The sequence below is a fragment of the Paenibacillus diazotrophicus genome, from assembly GCF_042610465.1.
Map to the genome: position 1 here is coordinate 1 of NZ_JBGJZN010000013.1, position 22,129 is coordinate 22,129.

Annotated in this window: 37 protein-coding genes; 3 read left to right on the forward strand and 34 right to left on the reverse strand. The window is 45.8% G+C overall.

Annotated features, from left to right (window positions below):
• Positions 1-220 (forward strand): hypothetical protein (locus ACAN54_RS28435; RefSeq protein ID WP_379163772.1); only part of this gene is annotated, 220 nt, incomplete at its 5' end.
• A 52-nt stretch (positions 221-272) separates the two neighbouring features.
• On the opposite strand, the gene ACAN54_RS28440 is transcribed toward ACAN54_RS28435, so the two are convergent.
• Complete coding sequence (locus tag ACAN54_RS28440) at positions 273-503, reverse strand: hypothetical protein (protein ID WP_025706563.1); 231 nt, start codon at positions 501-503, stop codon at positions 273-275.
• 252 nt (positions 504-755) lie between these two features.
• Positions 756-1,367, reverse strand: coding sequence for a stage II sporulation protein M (locus ACAN54_RS28445; protein WP_379163775.1), 612 nt, complete (start codon positions 1,365-1,367; stop codon positions 756-758).
• Between the two features lie 107 nt (positions 1,368-1,474).
• Here ACAN54_RS28445 and pdaB point away from each other — a divergent pair, with 107 nt between their 5' ends.
• Positions 1,475-2,278, forward strand: coding sequence for a polysaccharide deacetylase family sporulation protein PdaB (pdaB, locus tag ACAN54_RS28450; protein ID WP_379163778.1), 804 nt, complete (start codon positions 1,475-1,477; stop codon positions 2,276-2,278).
• A gap of 46 nt (positions 2,279-2,324) precedes the next feature.
• Here the strand turns inward: pdaB and ACAN54_RS28455 are convergent, their stop codons facing one another.
• Together ACAN54_RS28455 and ACAN54_RS28460 are read right to left on the reverse strand one after the other, a co-directional pair.
• Positions 2,325-3,146, reverse strand: coding sequence for a PPK2 family polyphosphate kinase (locus tag ACAN54_RS28455; protein ID WP_379163781.1), 822 nt, complete (start codon positions 3,144-3,146; stop codon positions 2,325-2,327).
• A 154-nt stretch (positions 3,147-3,300) separates the two neighbouring features.
• On the reverse strand, positions 3,301-3,891 hold the full coding sequence (locus ACAN54_RS28460; RefSeq protein WP_379163925.1) for a KinB-signaling pathway activation protein: 591 nt from the start codon (positions 3,889-3,891) through the stop codon (positions 3,301-3,303).
• Positions 3,892-4,020: 129 nt separating this feature from the next.
• Between ACAN54_RS28460 and gerD the strand changes: the two genes are divergently transcribed.
• Positions 4,021-4,695, forward strand: coding sequence for a spore germination lipoprotein GerD (gene gerD / locus ACAN54_RS28465; RefSeq protein WP_379163784.1), 675 nt, complete (start codon positions 4,021-4,023; stop codon positions 4,693-4,695).
• A 58-nt stretch (positions 4,696-4,753) separates the two neighbouring features.
• Here the strand turns inward: gerD and ACAN54_RS28470 are convergent, their stop codons facing one another.
• The 30 genes from ACAN54_RS28470 to rplP all read right to left on the reverse strand — a co-directional run bounded on the left by ACAN54_RS28470 (position 4,754) and on the right by rplP (position 22,127).
• Positions 4,754-5,863 carry an Mrp/NBP35 family ATP-binding protein gene (locus ACAN54_RS28470; protein WP_379163787.1) on the reverse strand — a complete coding sequence of 370 codons (1,110 nt, stop codon included), beginning with the start codon at positions 5,861-5,863 and terminating at the stop codon, positions 4,754-4,756.
• A 90-nt stretch (positions 5,864-5,953) separates the two neighbouring features.
• On the reverse strand, positions 5,954-6,700 hold the full coding sequence (cwlD, locus tag ACAN54_RS28475) for an N-acetylmuramoyl-L-alanine amidase CwlD (RefSeq protein WP_379163790.1): 747 nt from the start codon (positions 6,698-6,700) through the stop codon (positions 5,954-5,956).
• A gap of 71 nt (positions 6,701-6,771) precedes the next feature.
• Positions 6,772-7,947 carry a sulfate adenylyltransferase gene (gene sat, locus ACAN54_RS28480; protein ID WP_379163793.1) on the reverse strand — a complete coding sequence of 392 codons (1,176 nt, stop codon included), beginning with the start codon at positions 7,945-7,947 and terminating at the stop codon, positions 6,772-6,774.
• Positions 7,948-7,984: 37 nt separating this feature from the next.
• The gene (locus ACAN54_RS28485) at positions 7,985-8,677 is read right to left on the reverse strand and encodes a phosphoadenylyl-sulfate reductase (protein ID WP_379163796.1); all 693 of its coding nucleotides are present in this window, start codon (positions 8,675-8,677) and stop codon (positions 7,985-7,987) included.
• A gap of 372 nt (positions 8,678-9,049) precedes the next feature.
• Positions 9,050-9,442 (reverse strand): 30S ribosomal protein S9, encoded by a 393-nt coding sequence (gene rpsI, locus ACAN54_RS28490; protein WP_042140127.1) that lies wholly within the window; start codon positions 9,440-9,442, stop codon positions 9,050-9,052.
• Positions 9,443-9,462: 20 nt separating this feature from the next.
• Entirely contained in the window at positions 9,463-9,900 is a 438-nt protein-coding gene (gene rplM, locus ACAN54_RS28495) for a 50S ribosomal protein L13 (RefSeq protein ID WP_042140128.1), read from the reverse strand.
• 227 nt (positions 9,901-10,127) lie between these two features.
• The gene (gene truA, locus ACAN54_RS28500; RefSeq protein ID WP_379163799.1) at positions 10,128-10,907 is read right to left on the reverse strand and encodes a tRNA pseudouridine(38-40) synthase TruA; all 780 of its coding nucleotides are present in this window, start codon (positions 10,905-10,907) and stop codon (positions 10,128-10,130) included.
• Positions 10,908-11,128: 221 nt separating this feature from the next.
• Positions 11,129-11,494, reverse strand: a complete 366-nt coding sequence (gene rplQ, locus ACAN54_RS28505) for a 50S ribosomal protein L17 (RefSeq protein WP_019908254.1) — start codon at positions 11,492-11,494, stop codon at positions 11,129-11,131.
• 34 nt (positions 11,495-11,528) lie between these two features.
• Positions 11,529-12,473: a DNA-directed RNA polymerase subunit alpha gene (locus tag ACAN54_RS28510; protein ID WP_379163802.1), complete on the reverse strand. Its 945-nt coding sequence runs from the start codon at positions 12,471-12,473 to the stop codon at positions 11,529-11,531.
• Positions 12,474-12,603: 130 nt separating this feature from the next.
• Positions 12,604-12,999 (reverse strand): 30S ribosomal protein S11, encoded by a 396-nt coding sequence (gene rpsK, locus ACAN54_RS28515; RefSeq protein ID WP_020427052.1) that lies wholly within the window; start codon positions 12,997-12,999, stop codon positions 12,604-12,606.
• Positions 13,000-13,018: 19 nt separating this feature from the next.
• The gene (gene rpsM, locus ACAN54_RS28520) at positions 13,019-13,387 is read right to left on the reverse strand and encodes a 30S ribosomal protein S13 (RefSeq protein ID WP_036721817.1); all 369 of its coding nucleotides are present in this window, start codon (positions 13,385-13,387) and stop codon (positions 13,019-13,021) included.
• Between the two features lie 19 nt (positions 13,388-13,406).
• A complete protein-coding gene (rpmJ, locus tag ACAN54_RS28525) occupies positions 13,407-13,520 on the reverse strand; it encodes a 50S ribosomal protein L36 (RefSeq protein WP_003322638.1) in 114 nt (37 codons plus the stop codon).
• A gap of 53 nt (positions 13,521-13,573) precedes the next feature.
• A complete protein-coding gene (gene infA / locus ACAN54_RS28530; RefSeq protein WP_018753971.1) occupies positions 13,574-13,789 on the reverse strand; it encodes a translation initiation factor IF-1 in 216 nt (71 codons plus the stop codon).
• Positions 13,790-13,791: 2 nt separating this feature from the next.
• Positions 13,792-14,100: a hypothetical protein gene (locus ACAN54_RS28535; RefSeq protein WP_379163806.1), complete on the reverse strand. Its 309-nt coding sequence runs from the start codon at positions 14,098-14,100 to the stop codon at positions 13,792-13,794.
• 11 nt (positions 14,101-14,111) lie between these two features.
• Complete coding sequence (gene map / locus ACAN54_RS28540; RefSeq protein ID WP_379163809.1) at positions 14,112-14,864, reverse strand: type I methionyl aminopeptidase; 753 nt, start codon at positions 14,862-14,864, stop codon at positions 14,112-14,114.
• A 4-nt stretch (positions 14,865-14,868) separates the two neighbouring features.
• A complete protein-coding gene (locus tag ACAN54_RS28545; RefSeq protein WP_379163812.1) occupies positions 14,869-15,513 on the reverse strand; it encodes an adenylate kinase in 645 nt (214 codons plus the stop codon).
• Positions 15,514-15,610: 97 nt separating this feature from the next.
• Positions 15,611-16,909 (reverse strand): preprotein translocase subunit SecY, encoded by a 1,299-nt coding sequence (secY, locus tag ACAN54_RS28550; RefSeq protein ID WP_379163815.1) that lies wholly within the window; start codon positions 16,907-16,909, stop codon positions 15,611-15,613.
• Positions 16,909-17,349 (reverse strand): 50S ribosomal protein L15, encoded by a 441-nt coding sequence (gene rplO, locus ACAN54_RS28555; RefSeq protein ID WP_379163818.1) that lies wholly within the window; start codon positions 17,347-17,349, stop codon positions 16,909-16,911. Before rplO ends, secY begins: the two co-directional genes overlap by 1 nt.
• A gap of 40 nt (positions 17,350-17,389) precedes the next feature.
• Positions 17,390-17,575 (reverse strand): 50S ribosomal protein L30, encoded by a 186-nt coding sequence (rpmD, locus tag ACAN54_RS28560; protein WP_019908243.1) that lies wholly within the window; start codon positions 17,573-17,575, stop codon positions 17,390-17,392.
• Between the two features lie 14 nt (positions 17,576-17,589).
• Positions 17,590-18,087 (reverse strand): 30S ribosomal protein S5, encoded by a 498-nt coding sequence (gene rpsE / locus ACAN54_RS28565; RefSeq protein WP_036652980.1) that lies wholly within the window; start codon positions 18,085-18,087, stop codon positions 17,590-17,592.
• A gap of 26 nt (positions 18,088-18,113) precedes the next feature.
• Positions 18,114-18,482 carry a 50S ribosomal protein L18 gene (gene rplR, locus ACAN54_RS28570; RefSeq protein ID WP_379163821.1) on the reverse strand — a complete coding sequence of 123 codons (369 nt, stop codon included), beginning with the start codon at positions 18,480-18,482 and terminating at the stop codon, positions 18,114-18,116.
• Between the two features lie 84 nt (positions 18,483-18,566).
• The gene (gene rplF, locus ACAN54_RS28575; RefSeq protein WP_379163824.1) at positions 18,567-19,109 is read right to left on the reverse strand and encodes a 50S ribosomal protein L6; all 543 of its coding nucleotides are present in this window, start codon (positions 19,107-19,109) and stop codon (positions 18,567-18,569) included.
• 30 nt (positions 19,110-19,139) lie between these two features.
• Complete coding sequence (gene rpsH / locus ACAN54_RS28580) at positions 19,140-19,538, reverse strand: 30S ribosomal protein S8 (RefSeq protein WP_019908239.1); 399 nt, start codon at positions 19,536-19,538, stop codon at positions 19,140-19,142.
• 32 nt (positions 19,539-19,570) lie between these two features.
• The gene (locus ACAN54_RS28585; RefSeq protein WP_036589425.1) at positions 19,571-19,756 is read right to left on the reverse strand and encodes a type Z 30S ribosomal protein S14; all 186 of its coding nucleotides are present in this window, start codon (positions 19,754-19,756) and stop codon (positions 19,571-19,573) included.
• 48 nt (positions 19,757-19,804) lie between these two features.
• Complete coding sequence (gene rplE, locus ACAN54_RS28590) at positions 19,805-20,347, reverse strand: 50S ribosomal protein L5 (RefSeq protein WP_074086530.1); 543 nt, start codon at positions 20,345-20,347, stop codon at positions 19,805-19,807.
• A 30-nt stretch (positions 20,348-20,377) separates the two neighbouring features.
• Positions 20,378-20,731: a 50S ribosomal protein L24 gene (gene rplX, locus ACAN54_RS28595; protein ID WP_019908235.1), complete on the reverse strand. Its 354-nt coding sequence runs from the start codon at positions 20,729-20,731 to the stop codon at positions 20,378-20,380.
• A gap of 56 nt (positions 20,732-20,787) precedes the next feature.
• Entirely contained in the window at positions 20,788-21,156 is a 369-nt protein-coding gene (rplN, locus tag ACAN54_RS28600; RefSeq protein ID WP_019908234.1) for a 50S ribosomal protein L14, read from the reverse strand.
• Positions 21,157-21,195: 39 nt separating this feature from the next.
• The gene (gene rpsQ, locus ACAN54_RS28605) at positions 21,196-21,462 is read right to left on the reverse strand and encodes a 30S ribosomal protein S17 (protein ID WP_379163828.1); all 267 of its coding nucleotides are present in this window, start codon (positions 21,460-21,462) and stop codon (positions 21,196-21,198) included.
• Between the two features lie 43 nt (positions 21,463-21,505).
• Positions 21,506-21,703, reverse strand: coding sequence for a 50S ribosomal protein L29 (gene rpmC, locus ACAN54_RS28610; protein ID WP_019908232.1), 198 nt, complete (start codon positions 21,701-21,703; stop codon positions 21,506-21,508).
• Positions 21,693-22,127, reverse strand: coding sequence for a 50S ribosomal protein L16 (gene rplP / locus ACAN54_RS28615; protein WP_039298647.1), 435 nt, complete (start codon positions 22,125-22,127; stop codon positions 21,693-21,695). The genes rpmC and rplP overlap by 11 nt, the downstream gene beginning before the upstream one ends.
• Positions 22,128-22,129 lie beyond the last annotated feature (2 nt).

Sequence of the window (22,129 nt, forward strand, 5' to 3'; positions counted from 1 at the left end):
TCTCTATTTTGGATCTCACTTGCGTGAAATCCCACTCACTCGTTGTTCAGTTTTCAAAGATCAATGTCTTATTTTCCTTCATCGTCGCTTGTCAGCGGCGACCTTTATAATATATCACAGCGACCAAGCATTTGGCAAGTACTTTTTTGAAAAAAGTGTTTTTCATTTTTCCTCACCGCTGGCTACTCTTCATTACATAGAAAAGGAGCGCGAGATATAATTTATCACAGCAGCTCCCTTTTAGTCAACCTCTTTAATTGAAATCGAACTTGCTAATGTTTGGACTGTGAATAACGTCCTCCCCATGCATACTTGGACAGCTCTTTCTGCGGAGCAAAACGAGCATACATCCGGAATACAGTTTTATATCGATTGGCTATGGCATGCCTGATATTTTGGTCCAAGCGTTGATCACTTAAATCAAGGAGCATTTCATCAAGCTCTTTACGAAGAACATAATCCAGCTCCTTGCACTCTTTTTCATTGAACAACATTCCCAACATATGCTTGGCCTCCTTCATCAATTTTAATACAACCAAATCCATTTAATGTCGCTACTTGTGCTAAAGAAGAAAGTCCATTGTTTGGGGAAAGCTGCGTTAGATATCCACTTACACTAGATTAACCGGAGCATCGCATCTATAACCATAATTAAGAAAATCTTCTGTATGGCCTCCTTCAAAAACGCGAACTCATATCCTCAACGGTAATTCCACAATGAAAGGCTTTAATGTTATGCTCATTTCTCTGAATTTTTATGATAATAATGAAAATGTAATTGTACTTTCAATGACCGCTGCTACAAACAGTAGAATAACAATCCAGATGGAAGCTCTTAAGGTTTGGCGCATAAAGGCTGGCCACGCACCGCTTCTCTGTTCTCTTGTAGCTGATGAACTGAATAAATCGGAGATTACATTCCAGCCAAACTGTAAGCCAAATGCGCAGGCGATGATAATTGCCGGGATTTCAATAATCCCATGCGGCAATAGTCCTTTTACGATAAGGTCGAACAAATCCAATCCCTGCAATGCCGACAAATGAATCAGATAACCAATCACTCCGCCATTTATCAATAAAAATAATGCAGGCAATATTCCAAATAGGGCACCTAAAAAGATTATGAGCACACCTTTGATGCTGTTGTTCAAAAATATAAATTGAAAAAAGCTCCATTGTGGATGTGGCGACTCCTTGAGGCTACCACTGATTTTGCTCAAACCTTCTAATTGCTCTGATAAAAGCTTTTGCAGGCTGCCGGTGCCGATCCAACCGATAATCCCTCCCGCCACAAACAATAAGATAGCAAGTAATAATGCTTTACGAATTCTTGATACATCTCTTGCGAAAGCGGGGAAAGACAGCATAATTACCTCCTGAAAGTATAATGGACATATCTAAGGTCATAAGCGCCCTGTACGAGCATACATTTAGAACAAACAAGCATTTCGCATGGGAGAGGAGCGCTAATAATATGAATTCTTTTTATGTATTCAGCGGTAAGAAGATTAAACGGTTCATCTATATCTTTGCCGCTGCGCTTCTTGCTGCTGGTGTCGTCTATGTCGAGAGAGGCAATATTACCGTTTTTTCGGAAACAGCCCCTTCCGCCATTTACAGCGTACCGACAGAAAAGAAGCTAATCGCCTTAACGTTTGACATCAGCTGGGGGGAGAAACGGCCAGAGCCGATTCTGAAGGTGCTCGAAGACAAAAAGGTAGATAAAGCGACCTTCTTCCTCTCGTCTCCCTGGAGCAAAACACATCCGGAAATTGTTACCAGTATTAAAGACGCCGGTTATGAAATTGGCAGCCATGGCCACAAGCATGTGAACTACAGTACCCTGAGCAACGAAGAAATAAAGAACCAGATTACGACAGCCCATACCGTGCTGACCGAACTTACCGGCAAAGAGCCGAATTTGATCCGGATGCCAAATGGCGATTTTGACAAAAGAGTGCTTCAAGTTGCAAGTGATCTGGGTTACAAGGTGATACAGTGGGATACAGATTCGCTGGATTGGAAAAACATCGGTGTAGACAATATTGTGAACCGTGTGACCAGTAAGGCCCATCCCGGCGATATCGTGCTTTTGCATGCCAGTGATTCCTGCAAGCAGACCCATGAAGCCCTCCCGCAGATTATAGACAAACTCCGTAGTCAAGGTTATGAATTTGTCACAGTGTCTGAGCTGATTAGCCAAAGCAGCGCCGAGGGCAAGGAAGTTCGCGATTCCGCCATGCTAAATGAAGGTTTAGAGGATGCTGCCGGTATGTAAATACCCAGGTTCATACCAGCAGTCCTTCTTTGGTCAGTCGAACATCCTAATGTCGTGGGGAAATGAGTTCTGAAATATCCGGTGTGGGGTCATCCAGCTTCGGATAGCTCAGATCCAGGCTCTCCAGCGTCTTAACAACAATGGCTAAAGCCAGATAATTGCGATACCACCGGTGATTGGCCGGAATCCAATACCAGGGTGTTGCATCACTACTTGTCTCCCTAAAAGCATCTTCGTATGCTTCCTGATAATCATCCCAATATTCCCGCTCCTGCAGATCACTGGCATCAAACTTCCAATGCTTGGTCGGGTCCTGCAGCCGTTCCTGAATCTTTTCAAGCTGTTTATCCTTGGAGATATGCAAAAAGAGCTTGATGATCGTTGTCCCTTCTTCCGCCAGCATGGCCTCAAACTCGCGAATGTAGCGAAAGCGGCGCTTCATTTCTTCTTTTTTGAGATTTCCATGCACCCGGGGTACAAGAACATCTTCATAGTGCGAGCGGTTAAAAGCGGCAATATAACCCTTGGGAGGCGTCTTCATGTGCACTCTCCACAGGAAATCATGAGCTTCTTCCTCTAGGGAAGGTTTCTTGAAGCTGGTGACCATAAATCCTTGTGGATTAATACCGGAGAAAATATGCTTGACGGTTCCGTCTTTCCCACTGGAGTCCATGCCTTGAAGGATAACTAGCAGGGAGTGCTTTTTCTGGGCAAAAAGAATATCCTGCAGTTCAGCGAGACGTTCTTTAAGCTTTGCCATTTTGGCTTCTGCTTCTTCTTTTGATTTAAAGTCCCCGCTCTCATCGGGGTCAAGATGTTTCAGGACAGATTCCTTTGTGTCTTTTATCATATAGCGCTTGATGTTCATATATTCCCTCCTAGTGGTCTTCAAACGGTTTTTAGTTATGTACACTGTTCTTAAAGATTAACCTGCTGCTTCCGTTTTTAATCGTAGCTTGTATCTATTTCAACAAAACCCCGTCTTCTCTTAAATGAGTAGCGGGGTTATTTGCTGCATAGCTTTATGAGTGTTTGGGTTTCAGAATCCGGTGTAGCATCAAGATTTGGTATGCATTACAGGCAATGAGCGGAACCACAATAAAAACAGTGGCACTGTCTACTCCGATTCGGAGTACACCAATGATCTCCACGATGGTGATAGCTGTCAAAAAGAAAAATGTCGGAATCCAGGCTGATCTATTCGTACTCCGTACTTTGAAATAAGCGACAATAACTGCAGTAAGCAGAATGCCGATACCCAAAAGCAAATCAGAGAGTACATTTCGGCCTCCACCCACGAAGGTACGCAAAAAAATCAGTTCAAGCAGGGCAAGCAAAGATAGAATGATCTGGATATATTGCCAGGCCTTTCGCGGGAAGACCCCGATTCCCATATAGTTCAGAATAAGATACGCAAAGAATCCAAGTTGAGCGTAAACGCTCACAAGCATGCCATAACCAAGAAGTATAAGCGGATAGATCAATGAATCGGCAGTACTTTTGAAATCGATCCTACCGTTAACTACTTGCAGAAGTAGCCCGGCAACAACGGCCCCTCCCGCCCCGATCAGAAGCGTGGTCCAGAACAAATAAAACCATTTCCTTATATTCAGCCTTTTCACCTCCCACATGTCAGATTTATTTTACCAAGCTTACCGTCAAAAAACCATTGCAAGCACAACATAAAAGCCCACCTCTGCGGCATACTACATGCAGGAATCCTATAAAGGAGGGCAGCACCAATGAAGTGGAGAACCTTGTGGACCGGAAGCTTGTTGCTAAGCATGGTTATGACCTTGACGGCTTGTGGCAGTGAACAGAGCGGTTCCTCTTCTGGACAAGTCAGTTATAAGGAAATGAAGACTATGGTTGTAGATATATTGAAAAGCGAAGAGGGAAAGAAGGCAGTCGAGGAGGCACTATCCTCTTCAGGCTCTGAGGGAAGCAGCTCCAGCGGTCTTAGCATGAAAATGATGCCTCTGCAAACCACCGAGCAAATCCGGGTTGCTGTAAAGGACACGATCACTGCACCCGAGTATCAGAAAGAAATTGAAAAAATCATGACAGATCCACAGTTCGCCGGAGACTTCGCAAAAGCAATTAATTCCCAAAGCAAAGAGCTCCACCTTCAGTTGATCAAAGATCCGACATATCAGAAATCCGTTGCTGAAATTATGAAATCACCCGAAATGATGAAGATGTTCCTTGATCTTACCAAAACGTCCGATTACCGCAAGCAATCCATGACCATCATGCAGGAAGCAATGCAGAACCCGCTCTTCCGTATGGAGGTACTTGATCTCCTTAAAACAGTGGTTCAAGACGAATTGCAGCCTAAGGTTGAAAAAAAGGATTCGGGTAAAGATCAGGGAAGCGGTGGAGACAGCAAGGATGGTAGCGGTGATTCAGGATCATAACTCTAAAAAAGAGGCCTTCCGGATCAGTTCGGAATCAGCCTCTTTTTTGGGTTATCACTCACTGTTCATATTTGGCAATCAGCTTGTCAGCCATCCCAGCAAATAATTGTGCAGTAGCTGTCTCAGCCTTGTATACAGACGGCGAGAAATCCGGTTCAGAAATATGATTGTCCGGTGCACCCAGAGGGATCTGGGCCAGCAGCTCTGTATGAAGGGTTTCCGCCAATCTCGCTCCACCTCCACGGCCAAAGATGTAATCCTTCTTCCCGCAGGAGGAACATTCATAATAAGCCATGTTCTCAATGACCCCAAGAATCTCGTGGTCGGTCTGTAGCGCCATAGAACCCGCTCTTGCTGCTACAAAGGCAGCTGTCGCATGTGGGGTAGTAACAATGATCTCCTTACTGTGCGGCAGCATCTGATGGACATCAAGTGCTACGTCACCTGTACCCGGTGGCAGATCGAGCAGCATGTAATCAAGTTCACCCCAGCTGACATCGCTGAAGAACTGGCGAAGCATTTTGCCGAGCATCGGTCCCCTCCAGATAACAGGGCTATTCTCACGGATGAAAAATCCCATAGACATGACTTTTACTCCAAAACGTTCCACAGGAATAATAGTTCCTTCTTCCACAATCGGGCCTTCTTCAATTCCCATCATATCGGGAATGCTGAATCCATAGATGTCAGCATCAATCAGTCCGACTTTCTTGCCTTTTCTAGCCAGCGCCACTGCCAAATTAACCGTGACAGTCGACTTACCAACGCCGCCTTTGCCGCTGGCAACTGCGATGAAGTTCACACCTGAGTTCTCATTGATCAGGTCATGCCCCTCCAGGCCCGCTGCATGCCCTTTTAAAGAGTCTCCCTGTTGTGATTGGGGTTCATCCTCCGTGCTCTCTCCGCGAAGAATAGCGCGCTCATAGTCAGTGGCATCACGCAGCCGGATATGAATATTGCCCGCTCCTCCCTCAGTTAGCAAGTCACGCACACTTTGCTCAAGCTCCATACGGCTTTTCTCTTCGGTATCCAGACACACGATCGACAGTGAGATCCGGTCTTCTTTGACCATGATATCGCGAATCAGCTGTAATTCGATAAGGCTTTTTCCGGATTCCGGGTCAGTAAGCGGCTGCAATAATTCCTGAATTTGTTCCCTGGTCAGCATGGAAAGCACCTCTATTTCCTACCGGATGGGTAAGATACCGGTATTTTTGATCCATTATACATTACCTTTCCGCAAAAGCGTAGTAACCACTCAAGGCCGTTCAGAAGCGTATCGCAGAATCCCGCGATAAATGCCGGTGGCAACCTTCCGTTGGTATACCTCATCCCCTAACAAAGCTGATTCTTGAGGATGGGATAGGAAACCGACTTCCACAAGCGCAGCAGGCATTTTTAGAGCTTTTAACAAATAAACAGTATTCACGGTTTTCGCCACCCTGTCCGTGTTCTCTAGTGTGGTTCTGAGCTCATCCTGCACAAAGTCTGCCAATGCTTTGTTCCCTTCATTGTTCGGATAATAGAAGGTCTGTGCTCCGCTCCAGCGTCCTGAAGGCACACTATTCATATGCACACTTATAAACAGGTCAGCCCTCTTCTCCTCAATACTTCTTACACGTTGCTTCAGATCTTCTGTCTTGCGTTTGGAGTAGCCTTTGGTATCTTGCAGGGCCAAGTCATAATCCCCTTCCCGGGTCATCATCACTATCGCTCCTGACTGCTGCAGATAATCCCGCAGGTATAGAGCAACCGAAAGGTTGATATCCTTTTCAATTAACCCCTCCCGGCTAACTGCCCCACCATCAGGGCCCCCATGGCCTGCATCAATAGCAATTGTTTTACCGGACAATGGCAGGCTCCAGTAATTCAACGTTTTGGCAGTTGGCATATCATAAGCAATAATACAGATCATGACTACTAGCAAAACAGCACCTACCATACTTTTTTTGATGCTGCTCCATGAGATCCAGACCGAGACTTTCCCTTGCTTTCGGCCAGACATAACAAAGACCCCCTCGTCCCGATAGATTCTACTCATCTATATGGGACAAGAGGGCCAATTAGTACTGGCTCTTAGGATTCAGTAATGACTTCTGCGGACATTCCTTCGATAAGAATTTCAGCTACCTCTGGACGCGTGAATTCCGGAGGCGGACATTTTCCATCTCTCAGTAGTGCGCGTACCTTCGTGCCGGACAGGGTCAAATGCTGATCGCTTGGGTGCGGACAGGTCTTACTGGAAGCCATATTGCCACATTTTACACAAAAGAAACTGTGTTCAAAGAACAATGGAGTGATTCCCAGCTCATCTGCCGTAAAATTCGAGAAGATCTCTTGCGCTTCATAAGTGCCGTAATAATCACCTACACCCGCATGATCCCGACCGACTATAAAATGAGTACACCCATAATTCTTACGAACCATGGCATGAAAAATCGCTTCCCTCGGTCCGGCATAACGCATAGCAGCTGGGAATACACCAAGAAAAGTACGGTTTTCCGGATAATAGTTCTCCAATAGTGCAAGATAACTCTTCATGCGTACATTGGCTGGAACATCATCAGATTTGGTCTCCCCTACCAGAGGATTAAGGAACAGTGCATCCACAACCTCCATAGCGCATTTCTGGATATACTCATGTGCCCGGTGCACAGGATTGCGCGTCTGAAACCCTACAACGGTTCTCCAACCCTTATCCGCAAAAATTTGGCGTGTCTCGGCAGGATCAAAATAAAATTCTCCAAATTTCTCCGGCTGAGGACGATTCAAAACTGTAATGGGTCCCCCCACATAAGTGGCCGGTCTAGCCAGCAACTTGCTCACACCAGGGTGTGCGGGATCCGTTGTTTTGAACACATTCTTCGCTTCAAACTCCTGATCTACTTTATATATACTTTCAATATCAAGCAGTCCATAAACAACTCCGTCCTCCTCACCAATCAGCGCAACTCTATCGCCCACGGCAAGACTAGAAACCACTTCATCTTCTACGGCCAATGTAACAGGGATACTCCATACCGCGCCATCGGAAAGACGCATGCTTTTGACTACAGAGTGGTAATCTTCTTCATTCAAAAAGCCCGTAAGCGGAGAAAACGCACCTACTCCTATGAGATCTAAATCTGACAAGGTCCATCTATTCACAGTAACTGGTTTGTAACCTGAAGCCTCCTGAAGCAGTTCTTCTCTCTGTGCCCCTTCAGCTACACGCTGAATAAGTGTTCCTCCATGAGGAAGTATTGAAGTCATCTATGCTCTCTCCTTCTGTGCAATTCGAATTCTATCCTTATTTATGCAATCCGCATTCCGTCTTGTCCGAACCCGCCCATCTTCCTGCACGTGGATCTTCACCTGGCATTACCGCCCGTGTACATTGCTCACAGCCGATGCTCGGGAAATTGCGGTCATGTAGAGGGTTATACACAACATCATTCTCGCGTATATAGTTCCATACATCCTCTGTAGTCCAGTTGGCAATCGGATTAAATTTGACAAGACCGAACTTATTATCGTATTCGACTTTTTTGGCATTGGCACGCGTTGGAGCCTGATCACGACGAATTCCTGTAATCCAGGCATCATATTGCGAAAGAATCCGGGTTAACGGCTCTACCTTGCGGATTGCACAGCACTGGTTAGGATCAGTATTCCATAAAGCCTCTCCATACTGCACAGCTTGTTCCTCAGGGGTAATCTGCGGTGATACCCGGACGAATTCCATACCGTATTTATTGGCCATTACATCTCTTGTCTCATAAGTTTCTTTAAAGTGATAATCTGTATCCAAATAGAAAACATCTGTTGAAGGACTAACTTTCTGGATCATATCTACAAGTACTACATCTTCTGCTCCAAAGCTGCAGGCAAAGGTTATATTAGGAAAAGTTTCAACGGCCCAACGTATGATATCCTCAGGTGTTGCGTTCTCCAATTCCTCAGCCTTCACTCTGATTAATTCTTCTTTCTCCAGTAAGTTCATTATTATACTCCTCCATCCTGATATCTCACAAAACACTGATACATTCATTTCCGTTAATCCCAACTAATCTTATATGGAATAGTATAATGCATTCAGAACTGAAGTCAATGCTTTTATCCATTTTGGGTGAAAGTTTTGAAAGAAGATAAACTCATGCAGCTACTCAAGCATATTCGGACAAAAAAAGGGGCCCTACCGGAAACCGGTAGAGCCAAGATAGGCATGAAATATACATACTAACTCGGGATATCTATAGAATAACGCGGAAATATTAATAGAATATTTGAACTGATGGGGAATTGAATTAAATGTAAAAGAAAAGCCTCCGACCGCGAGGGCCAGAGGCTTGAATTCCTTGATATACAAGAGATATTAACGTTTCGAGAACTGTGGAGCGCGACGAGCGGCTTTGAGGCCGTATTTCTTACGTTCCTTCATACGTGGGTCACGAGTCAGGAATCCAGCTTTCTTCAAAGCTCCGCGATATTCAGGATCAACCTTCAGCAATGCACGGGAAATCCCGTGACGAATTGCTCCAGCTTGACCGGAAATGCCGCCACCATGTGCAAGAACGATTACATCGTAGTTGCCCAGAGTTTCAGTCAGGTTCAAAGGTTGTCTTACGATCATTTTCAGTGTTTCCACACCGAAATATTCGTCCATCTCACGTTTGTTAATGACAATGCGTCCTTCACCCGGTACAAGGCGAACACGTGCTACCGAATGTTTACGACGACCTGTCCCATAGTATTGTACTTGTGCCATGAAACTGTCCTCCTCTATTCTTATCCGCGAAGTTCGTAAACTTCAGGTTTTTGTGCTGCATGTGGATGCTCAGCGCCTGCATATACTTTGAGTCTCAGCTTCATGTGATCCCCTTGACGAGTCTTAGGAATCATACCGTGAACTGCGAATTCAATCATACGCTCAGGTTTGGTCTTGATCAGGTCTTCTGCAACAGTGACTTTCAAACCACCTGGGTGCATCGAGTGACGGTAGTATTTCTTGTTTTGCATTTTCTTACCGGTCAGGTGAATCTTCTCAGCGTTGATAACAATTACGAAATCTCCAGTATCAACATGTGGAGTGAATTGCGGTTTGTGTTTGCCACGGATCAAAGCAGCGGCTTCGCTTGCCAGACGACCAAGTGTTTTGCCTTCGGCATCAATGATGTGCCAATTGCGTTCAACTTCGTTCGGCTTCGCCATATAGGTGGTACGCATGAATGTTTCCTCCTTGTTCTCGTACGAAAATCATCTGTTTCGTATATCTTGTTTCTCATTGGATTACAATTATGTGAGTTAAGAAAAGCTTGTTTGTTGGCATTTCCTTGATCGGGGCTGTGGGATAGCCATCAAGAAAACACAACTTTTATATTACAGCATAAACATAACTAGTGCAAGTGATTTATTACATTCCTTGATTTTTTATTTAAACAAAAACAGAATGTCTAGATCCCCGCTTCATCATATTCTACGCTCCATAGGGCCAATCCATTAGCCACAGCAGTAGGTCCCGCCGCCGCACGGTCACAGGCTGCCAGAATACCAGCAACCGCCTCCGCCCGAATCTTACCTTCACCCACATGAACCAGAGTTCCCATAATTATACGTACCATGTGCTGCAGAAAGCCGCTACCTGTTATATAAGTGTGAATAACTCCCTGATCTAGAGATCCGCTGCGGCACATACTATAGTCTACCTCCATATGAGCTTCAAAAATCGTCCGGACATGGGAAGTCTTTGTAGACTTCCTGGATGCAAACGATGTGAAGTCATGGGTACCAACAATAGCGTACAGGCCTTGCTGCATAGCCGGAATGTCCAGCTTCACTGGATGATGATACTGCCAGCGACGCTGGAACGGGTCAGGGAACCGGTTGCCGTTAATCGTATAACGATAGGTTTTACGCTTGGCACCTCTACGAGAATGGAAATCAAGCGGAACCTCCTGTGCTTCGGTGACCACAATATCCTGCGGAAGCCGAGCATTCAGAGCCAGACACCACCGCTCAAGTGGAATCTTAGAAGAAGTCAGGAAGTTAAACGGTTGACCATAAGCATGTACACCTGCATCAGTCCGTCCAGAACCCGTTATTTTGAGCTTCTCACCGGTCAGATGCAGTATTGCATGTTCAATATGGTCCTGTATCGTATTGCCCTCAGGCTGGGTCTGAAAGCCATCATAGAGGGTACCGTCATAATTGACCTTCATCAATAGATTACGCATTCCGTTCTTCCTTTCAGCGGCTCCATACTCCATAAGCATTGTCTTCAAAAAAAAAGAGCCCCGGCGGGAGCTCCTTCTACTCTATACAAGGTGATTCCCGCGGATATTGTACAGCAGGGCCTAAATGCCCCTGCAGCACAATAACTTTAAATACTTCTCTGCCCATACTACATAAGTGCATGTGCGTTAAGGGGTACATCCGGAAATCATAACTTGTAATCCTACGCGCGGTCTACCAATTCAAGATAAACCATAGGCGCAGCATCGCCACGACGAGGTCCCAGCTTCAGGATACGAGTGTATCCACCTGGACGCTCTGTGTAACGAGGAGCAATGTCAGAGAACAATTTTTGGATTGCATCCTGTTCACCGTCTACAGTCTCACGGCGGACAAATGCTGCTACTTGACGACGAGCATGAAGATCGCCTTTTTTCGCTTTAGTGATCAGCTTTTCAGCGATAGAACGAACTTCTTTCGCTTTAGCTTCTGTTGTTTGGATGCGCTCATAAAGAAACAGATCCGTTACCATGTCCCGGAACAACGCTTTACGCGCACTGGAATCACGGCCCAACTTTTGGTATGCCATTTGTTTTCCCTCCTTTACTCAAGCAATCTGCCAGCTATTCTTCTGTACGGAGTCCCAGACCAAGTTCCTCGAGCTTCTCTTGAACTTCTTCCAAAGATTTGCGGCCCAGGTTGCGGACCTTCATCATATCTTCTTCAGTTTTCGTAGTCAGCTCTTGCACGGTATTAATACCGGCACGTTTGAGGCAGTTGTAAGAACGCACAGAAAGATCAAGCTCTTCGATTGTCATCTCAAGCACTTTTTCTTTTTTGTCTTCTTCTTTTTCAACCATAATTTCGGCGTCTTTCGCTTCATCCGTAAGACCTACGAATAAAACGAGGTGTTCGTTCAAAATTTTGGCTCCAAGGCTAACAGCCTCTTCCGGTCTGATACTGCCATCCGTCCAAATTTCCATCGTCAGCTTATCGTAGTTGGTCACTTGACCTACACGAGTGTTGTCGATGCCATAATTCACACGGGAGATAGGCGTATAGATGGAATCCACCGGGATAACTCCGATGGGCTGATCGTCACGCTTGTTACGGTCCGCTTGGACGTAACCACGTCCACGGCCTGCAAAAATTCGCATGTGAAGTCTCGCACCAGGTCCCAGCGTTGCAATATGAAGATCCGGGTTCAGGATCTCAACATCGCTGTCCGCACGGATATCACCTGCGGTAACGATGCCTTCACCTTCAGCATCAATCTCGAACACTTTCTCTTCGTCTGAATGGATTTTCAGGGAAAGAGCTTTAAGGTTCAGAATGATTTCCGTCACATCTTCCATTACGCCAGGAACGGTCGAGAACTCATGCAGAACGCCGTCAATTTGGACCGAAGTCACTGCGGCTCCCGGAAGGGAGGAAAGCAAGATCCGGCGAAGCGAGTTCCCCAGAGTCGTGCCATATCCACGTTCCAGCGGTTCAACTACAAATTTCCCATAGGTTCCATCATCGTTGGCTTCTACGGTCTCAATCTTCGGCTTTTCGATTTCTATCACGAGTGTACCCCTCCTTCAAACGTCGCTCCTATATGAAACTGTCACCCATCAGGTGCATCATGTAGTATGCCTAAACACCTATTATTAGCAGATGCGTCAGAATTATACCACAATCACAATTCTGATTTCACTATACGCGACGACGTTTAGGCGGACGGCATCCATTGTGAGGAACCGGTGTTACGTCTTTAATGAGGTTTACTTCAAGGCCAGCGGCCTGAAGGGAACGGATGGCTGCTTCGCGGCCCGCGCCCGGTCCTTTAACCATAACTTCAACGGACTTCATGCCGTGTTCCATAGCTGCTTTTGCTGCAGTTTCGGCTGCCATTTGCGCTGCGAATGGAGTCGATTTACGGGAACCTTTAAATCCTTGACCGCCGGAGCTTGCCCAGGAAATTGCATTTCCGTGGGGATCCGTGATCGTAACGATAGTGTTGTTGAACGTGGAACGGATATGTGCCACGCCAGACTCGATATTTTTCCGGTCGCGACGTTTAGTACGTACGACTTTTTTCGGTTTAGCCATTGTCTCTTATCACCTCTTCTTATTTCTTTTTGTTTGCTACCGTACGACGCGGGCCTTTACGGGTACGGGCATTCGTTTTAGTACGCTGACCGCGAACAGGCAATCCACGACGGTGACGAACACCGCGGTAACAGCCGATCTCAGTAAGACGTTTAATATTCAAGGAAATTTCACGACGAAGGTCACCTTCAACCTTAACTTCTTTGTCGATCGTTTCACGCAGTTTGCTGACTTCATCTTCCGTCAAATCACGGACACGTGTGTTAACGTCAATGCCTGTTTCATTAAGAATTTTCTGGGAAGTCGTTTTACCGATTCCGAAAATATAAGTCAAGGCGATCTCAACGCGTTTATCACGTGGCAAATCCACTCCAGCTATACGAGCCATTTTACGCTACACCCCCTTCTTAACCTTGTTTTTGTTTGTGTTTCGGATTTTCGCAAATTACCATAACAGTCCCTTTGCGGCGGATGACTTTGCATTTCTCGCAAATGGGCTTCACAGAAGGTCTTACCTTCATGTTAATTACCTCCTCAAAGTTTTGCGAAGCAAAACTTTTGTTGTAGTTCCCATCTATTTACGGTAAGTTATACGACCTTTTGATAAATCATAAGGCGATAACTGCACGACCACTTTGTCTCCGGTAAGGATACGGATAAAGTGCATCCGCAATTTCCCGGACACATGGGCAAGTATTTGATGACCGTTCTCAAGCTCTACCTTAAATGTTGCATTCGGCAACGGTTCAATGACCGTACCTTCCACCTCAATGACATCTTCCTTAGCCACAGTTAGTCTCCTTTCTCATAAGCACTTTTTCCAGCTGGTGCACCATACTTCATAACTGCAAAACGCAGCTTTCCGTTCGTGACCCGGCCGGTTTCTTCCAAACTGTTCACAATCTCACTGCTGATGAAGGGTATGAGCTCCAAATGCTGAATATTCTTCTTCTTCGGCGCATCAAACTTGCGTTTGTCTCCATCGGCAATATATACAAATCTGCTATCAACAACTGCGATAACAACGGCAGCCTCTCCGGTATCTTTACCTTTGAGAATTCTCACGATTTGACCAATCTGCGGGCTGCTCCCAGTATTCACGTGAAGATCACCTACGCATTCAGTTTAGTGAAAATTTCCATGCCGTCCGGTGTAACTGCTACTGTGTGTTCAAAGTGAGCACACAATGAACCATCTACCGTAACGACCGTCCAGTTATCTTCCAGTGTTTTGACATATCTATCCCCTGCGTTTACCATCGGCTCAATCGCGAGCACCATACCCGGTTTCAGACGTGGTCCGCGGTCCGTTATGCCATAATTCGGAATTTGCGGTTCTTCATGCAGTTCTGCCCCAATGCCATGACCAACATACTCGCGAACAACGGAGAACCCGGCGTCTTCGATGTATTGTTGAATAGCATGGGAGATTGTAAACAAGCGCACATCCGGTTTGACTAACGCCAGTCCCGCGTACAAGGAGCCTTCCGTAACGTCCAGCAGACGCTGAGCGTGTTCGGAAATGCTGCCAACCCCGTAAGTCCAGGCGGAATCACCGTGATAACCGCGGTACTCTGCACCAATGTCCAGCGTAACGATATCGCCTTCGACCAGTTTTCGCTTACCCGGAAATCCATGCACCAATTGTTCGTTGACTGAAGCGCAAATGCTGGCAGGAAAACCGTTGTAACCTTTGAAAGACGGCACAGCATCTTGACTGCGAATGTATTGATCGGCGATTCTGTCGAGTTCTCCTGTTGTAATGCCAGGCTGGATAGCCTCAGCGATCAAACGGTGACTCTCGGCAACAATTCGACCAGCTTCCCTCATAAAGGCAAGTTCCTGCTCGGATTTACAAATGATCATTACATTAACCTCTCAGCAAAGATACGATTTCGGAAGAAACGACATTGATTTCGTTTTCCCCGTTCACCTGACGCAAAAGACCTTTATTGTCATAAAACGCAAGCAGTGGCGCTGTCTTGTTGTCATACTCATCCAGACGCTTGCCTACACTTTCTTCATTGTCATCCGGACGTTGATACAATGCACCGCCATCAATGTCGCAAATGCCTTCTTGCTTCGGCGGGTTGAAAATCAAATGGTAGGATGTTCCGCAAACGGTACAGATCCGGCGTCCGGTAAGACGCGCCATCAGTAGTCCACGGTCCACATTCAAGTTGATTACATGATCCAATGATCGATTCAAGCGGCTCAAGATTTCTTCCAGCGCTTCCGCTTGCGAAAGGGTTCTTGGAAATCCATCCAATAAGAAACCTTTTTCGCAATCGGACTGCTGCAGCCGTTCTTCAACAATGCCAATGGTCACATCATCAGGTACAAGCAAACCTTGATCGATATAAGATTTGGCCTTAAGTCCTACAGGAGTACCTTGCTTGATTGCCAAGCGGAAAGCATCACCTGTTGAGATATGAGGTATACCCAATTCTTTTACAACTACAGCAGCCTGTGTCCCCTTGCCTGCCCCAGGAGGGCCCATGAATAAAATGTTCACGATTTCTCTTCTCCCCCCAAAAGTTCGCCACCAAGCAAGAAACAGCACAATAGGTGCCGGGAAGTCTGTGAGGCTATGCTTCACCGGAACCTATCGACTATTTATTGATGAAGCCTTTGTAATGGCGTTTGATCAATTGGCTCTCGATCTGCTTCATCGTATCCAGTGCTACACCAATTACGATCAGTAGTGAGGTACCACCAATCTTAACCGAACGGGGTAGACCGGACAAGTTACCAAAGAATACCGGAAGAACAGAGATCAGAGCCAGGAAAATCGCACCTGACATAGTCAGACGAGACATTACCCGAGTCAAGTATTTCTCAGTCGCTTTACCTGGACGAATGCCTGGGATATAGCCACCGTTCTTCTTCATATTATCAGCCATTTGCTGCGGATTCATCTGAACAAACGTATAGAAGAACGTAAATCCGATGATCATGATCACGTAAAGGACCATGCCGAGCGGCTTATCATAATAAAGATTTGCAGTTACCCATTTAGCCCATTCATGACTTGCCCAGAAGCTCGATATAACAATTGGAAATTGAAGCAGTGATACGGCGAAGATAACCGGAATTACACCTGCCGCATTGATTTTAAGCGGAATGTGCGTATTCTGTCCACCGTACATTTTGTTACCGACCACTCGTTTAGCATATTGTACAGGGATTTTCCGAATACCTTGTTGTACAAAGATAACCCCAGTAATAATCGCTATAACCACGATCAGAACAATAACGACTTTAAGAATATTCAGGAACACCTGATCCGGCTGAATAAAACTTGATTGCGCCGTAGTGGTAATATATCCCGGGATGGCGGCGACGATGCCCGCAAAAATCAGGATCGAAATCCCGTTTCCTATTCCCTTTTCTGTAATCTGCTCACCTAGCCACATCAGGAATGATGTACCGGCCGTCAATATGATCGCGATAAGCAGGTAATCCGCAAAGGTTGCATTTGGAATCATCTCGGTGCCATATATCCGGTTAAACCCGATTGATGTAGCAAAAGCTTGAATCAAACCGAGCACAACGGTGCCGTAACGGGTAATTTGCGCCAGTTGTTTTTTTCCGTGCTCCCCTTGTTTAGCCCATTCGGCAAACTTAGGAATTACATCCATCGAGAGTAATTGTACAATGATGGATGCAGTAATGTACGGGTAAATACTGATCGCAAAGATTGAGAAGTTTTTGAGCGCTCCGCCCGAGAAGGTGTTTAAAAGACCCATCAAAGCGTCTCCGCTCTGATTTGTTGATTCCAGAACTTCTTTGTTCACACCGGGAACCGGTACAAACGAACCGATGCGGTAAATGATCAGAACGAACAGGGTAAACAGGATCTTTTTGCGCAAATCTTCAACATGCCATATATTCTTAAGCGTCTTGAACATTAGATCACCTCGGTTTTACCGCCGGCAGCTTCGATTTTCTCTACCGCAGATTGAGAGAACTTATTTGCTTGTACAGTCAATTTAACGGCTAGCTCGCCATTACCGAGAATCTTAATGCCGCTTTTGGAATTCTTGACAACACCAGTTTCCATAAGCAACTGTGGAGTCACTTCAGTTCCTTCAGCAAAGCTGTTCAGATCTTCCAGGTTCACAATCGCATACTCTTTACGGGTAGGATTGATGAAACCACGTTTAGGCAGACGACGATAGAGTGGGTTCTGTCCACCCTCGAAGCCTGGACGAACACCACCGCCGGAACGGGAGTTCTGTCCTTTATGACCGCGGCCGGAAGTTTTACCGTTCCCGCTACTAGGACCACGACCAACGCGGTTGCGTTCTTTGCGTGAACCTGGAGCTGGAGCAAGTTCATGTAACTTCATCGTTTGCACCTCCTTATATTTGTTAATTTATGAGAGGCGATTAGCCTTCAATTTCAGTTACGGATAACAAGTGGCTCACTTTGTTGATCATTCCGCGAATTGCAGGAGTGTCATTGTGGACCACAGACGAGTTAGTTTTACGCAGACCGAGCGTCTTAACAGTAACACGTTGTGTTTCTGGACGTCCGATTACGCTGCGTACGAGGGTAATTTGCAATTTTGCCATTGACGTTCCCCTCCTTAACCGCGCAATTCTTCGACAGATTTGCCGCGAAGTTTCGCGACCTCTTCAATGCGTTTCAGACGGGAAAGTCCCTCCAAAGTTGCATTGACCATGTTCATGGAATTCGAAGAACCCAAAGATTTTGTCAAGATGTCGCCAACGCCTGCCAATTCCAATACCGCACGAACAGGACCACCAGCAATAACGCCAGTACCTTCCGATGCTGGTTTCAGCAGCACGCGTCCTGCGCCGAAATGTCCAGTAACCAGATGGGGAATCGAAGTTCCTACGATTGGAATGTGAATCAGGTTTTTCTTGGCGTCTTCAATGCCTTTACGGATGGCATCCGGAACTTCGCCGGCTTTACCGATACCAGCACCGACGTAGCCGTTGCCGTCGCCCACAACAACAAGTGCGCTAAAGCTGAAACGGCGTCCGCCTTTTACAACTTTTGCAACACGGTTAATGTGTACAACTCTTTCTGTCAGCTCTAAACTGTTCGGATCTACACGCAAGTCGTTAACCTCCTTTTAGAAATATTCTAGAATTCAAGACCGGCTTCGCGAGCTGCGTTAGCCAAAGCCTGAATCCGTCCATGGTACAAGTATCCTCCGCGGTCAAATACAACCACAGCATATCCTTTTTCTTTGGCACGCTCAGCGATCAATTGACCTACCTTGCTTGCAGCTTCAACGCTGCCGCCATTTCCGATAGTAGCGCTCAGATCTTTATCAAGTGTCGAGGCGGATACGATAGTAACGCCGGTCACATCATCGATCAGTTGAGCATAGATGTGTTTCGATGAACGGAACACATTCAAACGTGGACGCTCAGTAGTTCCCTGAATTTTCTTACGAACACGCAGGTGTCTTTTGAGACGAGCCTTGTTTTTATCTTCTTTTGTAATCATGACTTCCCTTTCACTCCCTTCAGTTTGCCGTAAACAGCTTCACTTTAAGATGCACGGGGTATCTTACAATTAAGATAGGGCCGATTATTTCTTCTTACCGGCTTTACCTTCCTTGCGGATGATACGCTCGCCTTCATATTTGATACCTTTACCTTTGTACGGTTCAGGTTCGCGTACGGAACGGATTTTGGCTGCATAAGCGCCAACGCGTTCTTTATCGATACCTTTAACGATGATCTTCGTGTTCGCAGGAACTTCGAACTCGATACCCGCTTCTGGTGAAATTTCAACAGGGTGGGAATAACCAACGTTCAGTACGATTTTATCTCCGGATTTGCTTGCACGATATCCGACCCCAACCAGTTCCAGAGATTTCGAGAAACCTTCAGTCACACCACTTACCATGTTGTTGACAACGGAGCGGGTTGTGCCGTGAAGTGAACGATGCAATTTGTTGTCCGATGGGCGAACAACGGTGATTTCGTTATTTTCAACTGTAATCTTCATGTCTTTATGAAGTTCACGAGTCAAAGTGCCTTTAGGACCTTTTACTGTAATAACGGTGTTGTCCAAAGTGACATCTACACCGCTAGGTACTGCGATTGGTTTGCGACCAATACGAGACATGTGTTGCACCTCCTTATCTTGTGACGTTTATTACCAAATGTAACAGACAACTTCTCCGCCCGATTTAGATTGACGAGCTTCTTTGTCGGTCATAACTCCCTTAGATGTGGAGATAATCGCGATTCCAAGGCCGCCGAGTACACGAGGCACTTCATTGCTCTTCGTGTAAACGCGAAGGCCTGGTTTACTGATTCTTTTAAGACCGGAGATAACGCGCTCCTGGTTCGGGCCGTATTTCAAGAAGATACGGATAATCCCTTGTTTGCTGTCTTCAACGAATTCAGCGTCACGGATGAAACCTTCACGTTTCAGAATGTCCGCGATTTGTTTTTTCATTGTCGAAGCAGGCATTTCTACTGTCTCGTGACGCACAGTGTTGGCGTTACGAATACGAGTAAGCATATCTGCGATAGGATCAGACATAGTCATGTGTGTAAACCTCCTTCCCGTTTATAAACTTCTTACCAACTTGCTTTTTTCACGCCAGGAATCTGGCCTTTATAAGCTAACTCACGGAAACAAATTCTGCAAATTTTGAACTTTTGCAGTACCGAATGTGGACGACCGCAACGCTCGCAACGTGTATATGCACGTACTTTGAACTTGGGCTCGCGTTGTTGTTTAACTTTCATTGAAGTTTTTGCCACTTAGCCTGACACCTCCTAAACATTTTCGGAGAAATGGATGAACCGTCCTTATTTTGTGAAAGGCATTCCCAGCTGAGTCAGAAGCTCACGGGATTCCTCATCCGTCTTAGCAGTCGTTACAATAACGATGTCCATACCGCGTGCTTTATCTACTTTATCATATTCGATTTCGGGAAAAATCAATTGATCTTTAAGACCAAGTGTATAGTTACCGCGACCGTCAAATGATTTAGTCGAAACCCCACGGAAGTCACGTACGCGTGGAAGAGTTACATTAAGCAATTTATCAAGGAAGTAATACATGCGATCTCCGCGCAGTGTTACTTTAACCCCGATTGGCATGTTTTCGCGCAGTTTGAAACCGGCGATGGATTTCTTTGCTTTGGTGATTACTGGCTTTTGACCAGCGATCAGTTGCATATCGTTAACTGCAGCATCGAGTACTTTGGAGTTTTGAACAGCATCACCCACACCCATGTTGATGACGATCTTCTCGATCTTAGGCACTTGCATAACAGTTGTATAGTTAAACTTCTGCATCAAAGCAGGTGTAATTTCATTAAGAAAACGTTCTTTCATTCTTGCCGCCATGAAGATTAACCTCCTTTCTTTAGGACTGTATTAGTCGATAATCTCTCCGGATCTCTTAGCTACCCGAACCTTCTTACCGTTATCGAGCACTTTGTAACCAATACGGGTAACTTTACCGCTCTTCGGATCAATGTGCATTACGTTGGACACATGAATCGAAGCTTCTTGCTCGATGATTCCACCTTGTGGATTCAACTGGTTCGGCTTCTGGTGTTTTTTCACCATGTTCACGCCTTCTACCAGTACGCGGTTTTCACGAGGATAAGCAGCGATGACACGGCCTTTTTTACCTTTGTCTTTCCCGCTGATCACAAGTACCACATCATCTTTTTTCACGTGCAGTTTATTGTTATGGGATTCCAGAACTTTTTTCACTCTAGGCATTTATTACACCTCCTATGACACTTTTTGGGGCACGATCAAATCTTTTTGGGTAGTAATTAGATTACTTCCGGTGCCAAGGAAACGATCTTCATGTAGTCTTTATCGCGAAGTTCACGAGCAACTGGTCCGAAGATACGTGTTCCGCGTGGGCTTCTGTCGTCTTTTACAACAACAGCTGCATTTTCGTCGAATGCGATGTACGATCCATCTTTACGGCGAACGGAACGTTTAGTACGCACAACCACCGCTTTAACAACATCACCCTTTTTGACAACGCCGCCTGGTGTTGCTTGTTTAACGGAACAAACGATCAAATCACCGATTGCTGCTGTACGGCGTCCAGTACCACCTAGTACGCGGATACACATCAGTTCCTTCGCACCAGAGTTGTCAGCCACATGCAAACGTGTAAATGGTTGAATCATTATTAATTTCCTCCTTCCGATCAAGCTTCATAGGTCATGTTAGATGATAACCGCTGCTTCTACCACTTCAACAAGTCTCCAACGTTTGTCCTTAGACAACGGACGAGTTTCCATGACTTTCACAACATCACCGATTTTTGCAACATTTTCTTCATCATGTGCCTTGAATTTCTTAGTGGACTTGATGCGTTTGTGGTACAAGTTGTGCTTTTTATAGGTTTCAACAGCAATTACGATGGTTTTATCCATTTTGTCGCTGACTACTTTACCGATCAGCACTTTACGTGCATTACGTTCTTCGCTCATAGTTAGCCTCCTTCCTGATTACGGATTAAGAATCCGCCGTCACTTAACTGATCCCAAGTACTCTTTGATGGATAACGGTTTTAGCACGAGCTATTTCCTTGCGCACGTCACGAATCCGAGTCGGGTTATCCAGTTGGCCAGTTGCCAATTGAAAACGGAGATTGAAAAGTTCCTCTTTGAAACCAGCGATCTTCTGTTCAATCTCGGCAGTGGTTAAGTTGCGAAGTTCATTAGCTTTCATTTGCTTCACCACCCAATTCTTCACGTTTCACAAACTTAGTCTTCACAGGCAGCTTGTGAGCGGCAAGACGCATCGCTTCACGAGCGATTTCTTCCGACACGCCTCCGAGTTCGAACATAATCTTGCCCGGTTTAACTACGGCTACCCATTTTTCAACGTTACCTTTACCACTACCCATACGAACCTCGAGAGGCTTCTGAGTAATAGGCTTATCTGGGAAAATCTTGATCCAAACCTGTCCACCACGTTTGATGTAACGAGTCATCGCAATACGGGCAGCTTCGATCTGACGGTTAGTGATCCATGATGGTTCCAATGCTTGCAGGCCATATTCGCCGAAGTTCAGCTCAGTACCGCCTTTTGCCATACCCTTCATGTGACCGCGTTGTTGCTTACGGTGTTTTACGCGTTTTGGTACCAACATGA

What these genes read in the sequence shown, in the direction of transcription:
- ACAN54_RS28440 (WP_025706563.1), bottom strand. Translation starts at nt 503, where the DNA reads ATGTTGGGAATGTTGTTCAATGAAAAAGAGTGCAAGGAGCTGGATTAT.
- ACAN54_RS28445 (WP_379163775.1), bottom strand. Translation starts at nt 1,367, where the DNA reads ATGCTGTCTTTCCCCGCTTTCGCAAGAGATGTATCAAGAATTCGTAAA.
- pdaB (WP_379163778.1), top strand. Translation starts at nt 1,475, where the DNA reads ATGAATTCTTTTTATGTATTCAGCGGTAAGAAGATTAAACGGTTCATC.
- ACAN54_RS28455 (WP_379163781.1), bottom strand. Translation starts at nt 3,146, where the DNA reads ATGAACATCAAGCGCTATATGATAAAAGACACAAAGGAATCTGTCCTG.
- gerD (WP_379163784.1), top strand. Translation starts at nt 4,021, where the DNA reads ATGAAGTGGAGAACCTTGTGGACCGGAAGCTTGTTGCTAAGCATGGTT.
- ACAN54_RS28470 (WP_379163787.1), bottom strand. Translation starts at nt 5,863, where the DNA reads ATGCTGACCAGGGAACAAATTCAGGAATTATTGCAGCCGCTTACTGAC.
- cwlD (WP_379163790.1), bottom strand. Translation starts at nt 6,700, where the DNA reads ATGTCTGGCCGAAAGCAAGGGAAAGTCTCGGTCTGGATCTCATGGAGC.
- sat (WP_379163793.1), bottom strand. Translation starts at nt 7,947, where the DNA reads ATGACTTCAATACTTCCTCATGGAGGAACACTTATTCAGCGTGTAGCT.
- ACAN54_RS28485 (WP_379163796.1), bottom strand. Translation starts at nt 8,677, where the DNA reads ATGAACTTACTGGAGAAAGAAGAATTAATCAGAGTGAAGGCTGAGGAA.
- rpsI (WP_042140127.1), bottom strand. Translation starts at nt 9,442, where the DNA reads ATGGCACAAGTACAATACTATGGGACAGGTCGTCGTAAACATTCGGTA.
- rplM (WP_042140128.1), bottom strand. Translation starts at nt 9,900, where the DNA reads ATGCGTACCACCTATATGGCGAAGCCGAACGAAGTTGAACGCAATTGG.
- truA (WP_379163799.1), bottom strand. Translation starts at nt 10,907, where the DNA reads ATGCGTAATCTATTGATGAAGGTCAATTATGACGGTACCCTCTATGAT.
- rplQ (WP_019908254.1), bottom strand. Translation starts at nt 11,494, where the DNA reads ATGGCATACCAAAAGTTGGGCCGTGATTCCAGTGCGCGTAAAGCGTTG.
- rpsK (WP_020427052.1), bottom strand. Translation starts at nt 12,999, where the DNA reads ATGGCTAAACCGAAAAAAGTCGTACGTACTAAACGTCGCGACCGGAAA.
- rpsM (WP_036721817.1), bottom strand. Translation starts at nt 13,387, where the DNA reads ATGGCTCGTATAGCTGGAGTGGATTTGCCACGTGATAAACGCGTTGAG.
- rpmJ (WP_003322638.1), bottom strand. Translation starts at nt 13,520, where the DNA reads ATGAAGGTAAGACCTTCTGTGAAGCCCATTTGCGAGAAATGCAAAGTC.
- map (WP_379163809.1), bottom strand. Translation starts at nt 14,864, where the DNA reads ATGATCATTTGTAAATCCGAGCAGGAACTTGCCTTTATGAGGGAAGCT.
- secY (WP_379163815.1), bottom strand. Translation starts at nt 16,909, where the DNA reads ATGTTCAAGACGCTTAAGAATATATGGCATGTTGAAGATTTGCGCAAA.
- rplO (WP_379163818.1), bottom strand. Translation starts at nt 17,349, where the DNA reads ATGAAGTTACATGAACTTGCTCCAGCTCCAGGTTCACGCAAAGAACGC.
- rpmD (WP_019908243.1), bottom strand. Translation starts at nt 17,575, where the DNA reads ATGGCAAAATTGCAAATTACCCTCGTACGCAGCGTAATCGGACGTCCA.
- rplR (WP_379163821.1), bottom strand. Translation starts at nt 18,482, where the DNA reads ATGATTACAAAAGAAGATAAAAACAAGGCTCGTCTCAAAAGACACCTG.
- rplF (WP_379163824.1), bottom strand. Translation starts at nt 19,109, where the DNA reads ATGTCTCGTATTGGTCGCAAACCAATCGCAGTACCTAGCGGTGTAGAT.
- rpsH (WP_019908239.1), bottom strand. Translation starts at nt 19,538, where the DNA reads ATGACTATGTCTGATCCTATCGCAGATATGCTTACTCGTATTCGTAAC.
- rplE (WP_074086530.1), bottom strand. Translation starts at nt 20,347, where the DNA reads ATGGCGGCAAGAATGAAAGAACGTTTTCTTAATGAAATTACACCTGCT.
- rplX (WP_019908235.1), bottom strand. Translation starts at nt 20,731, where the DNA reads ATGCCTAGAGTGAAAAAAGTTCTGGAATCCCATAACAATAAACTGCAC.
- rplN (WP_019908234.1), bottom strand. Translation starts at nt 21,156, where the DNA reads ATGATTCAACCATTTACACGTTTGCATGTGGCTGACAACTCTGGTGCG.
- rpsQ (WP_379163828.1), bottom strand. Translation starts at nt 21,462, where the DNA reads ATGAGCGAAGAACGTAATGCACGTAAAGTGCTGATCGGTAAAGTAGTC.
- rpmC (WP_019908232.1), bottom strand. Translation starts at nt 21,703, where the DNA reads ATGAAAGCTAATGAACTTCGCAACTTAACCACTGCCGAGATTGAACAG.
- rplP (WP_039298647.1), bottom strand. Translation starts at nt 22,127, where the DNA reads ATGTTGGTACCAAAACGCGTAAAACACCGTAAGCAACAACGCGGTCAC.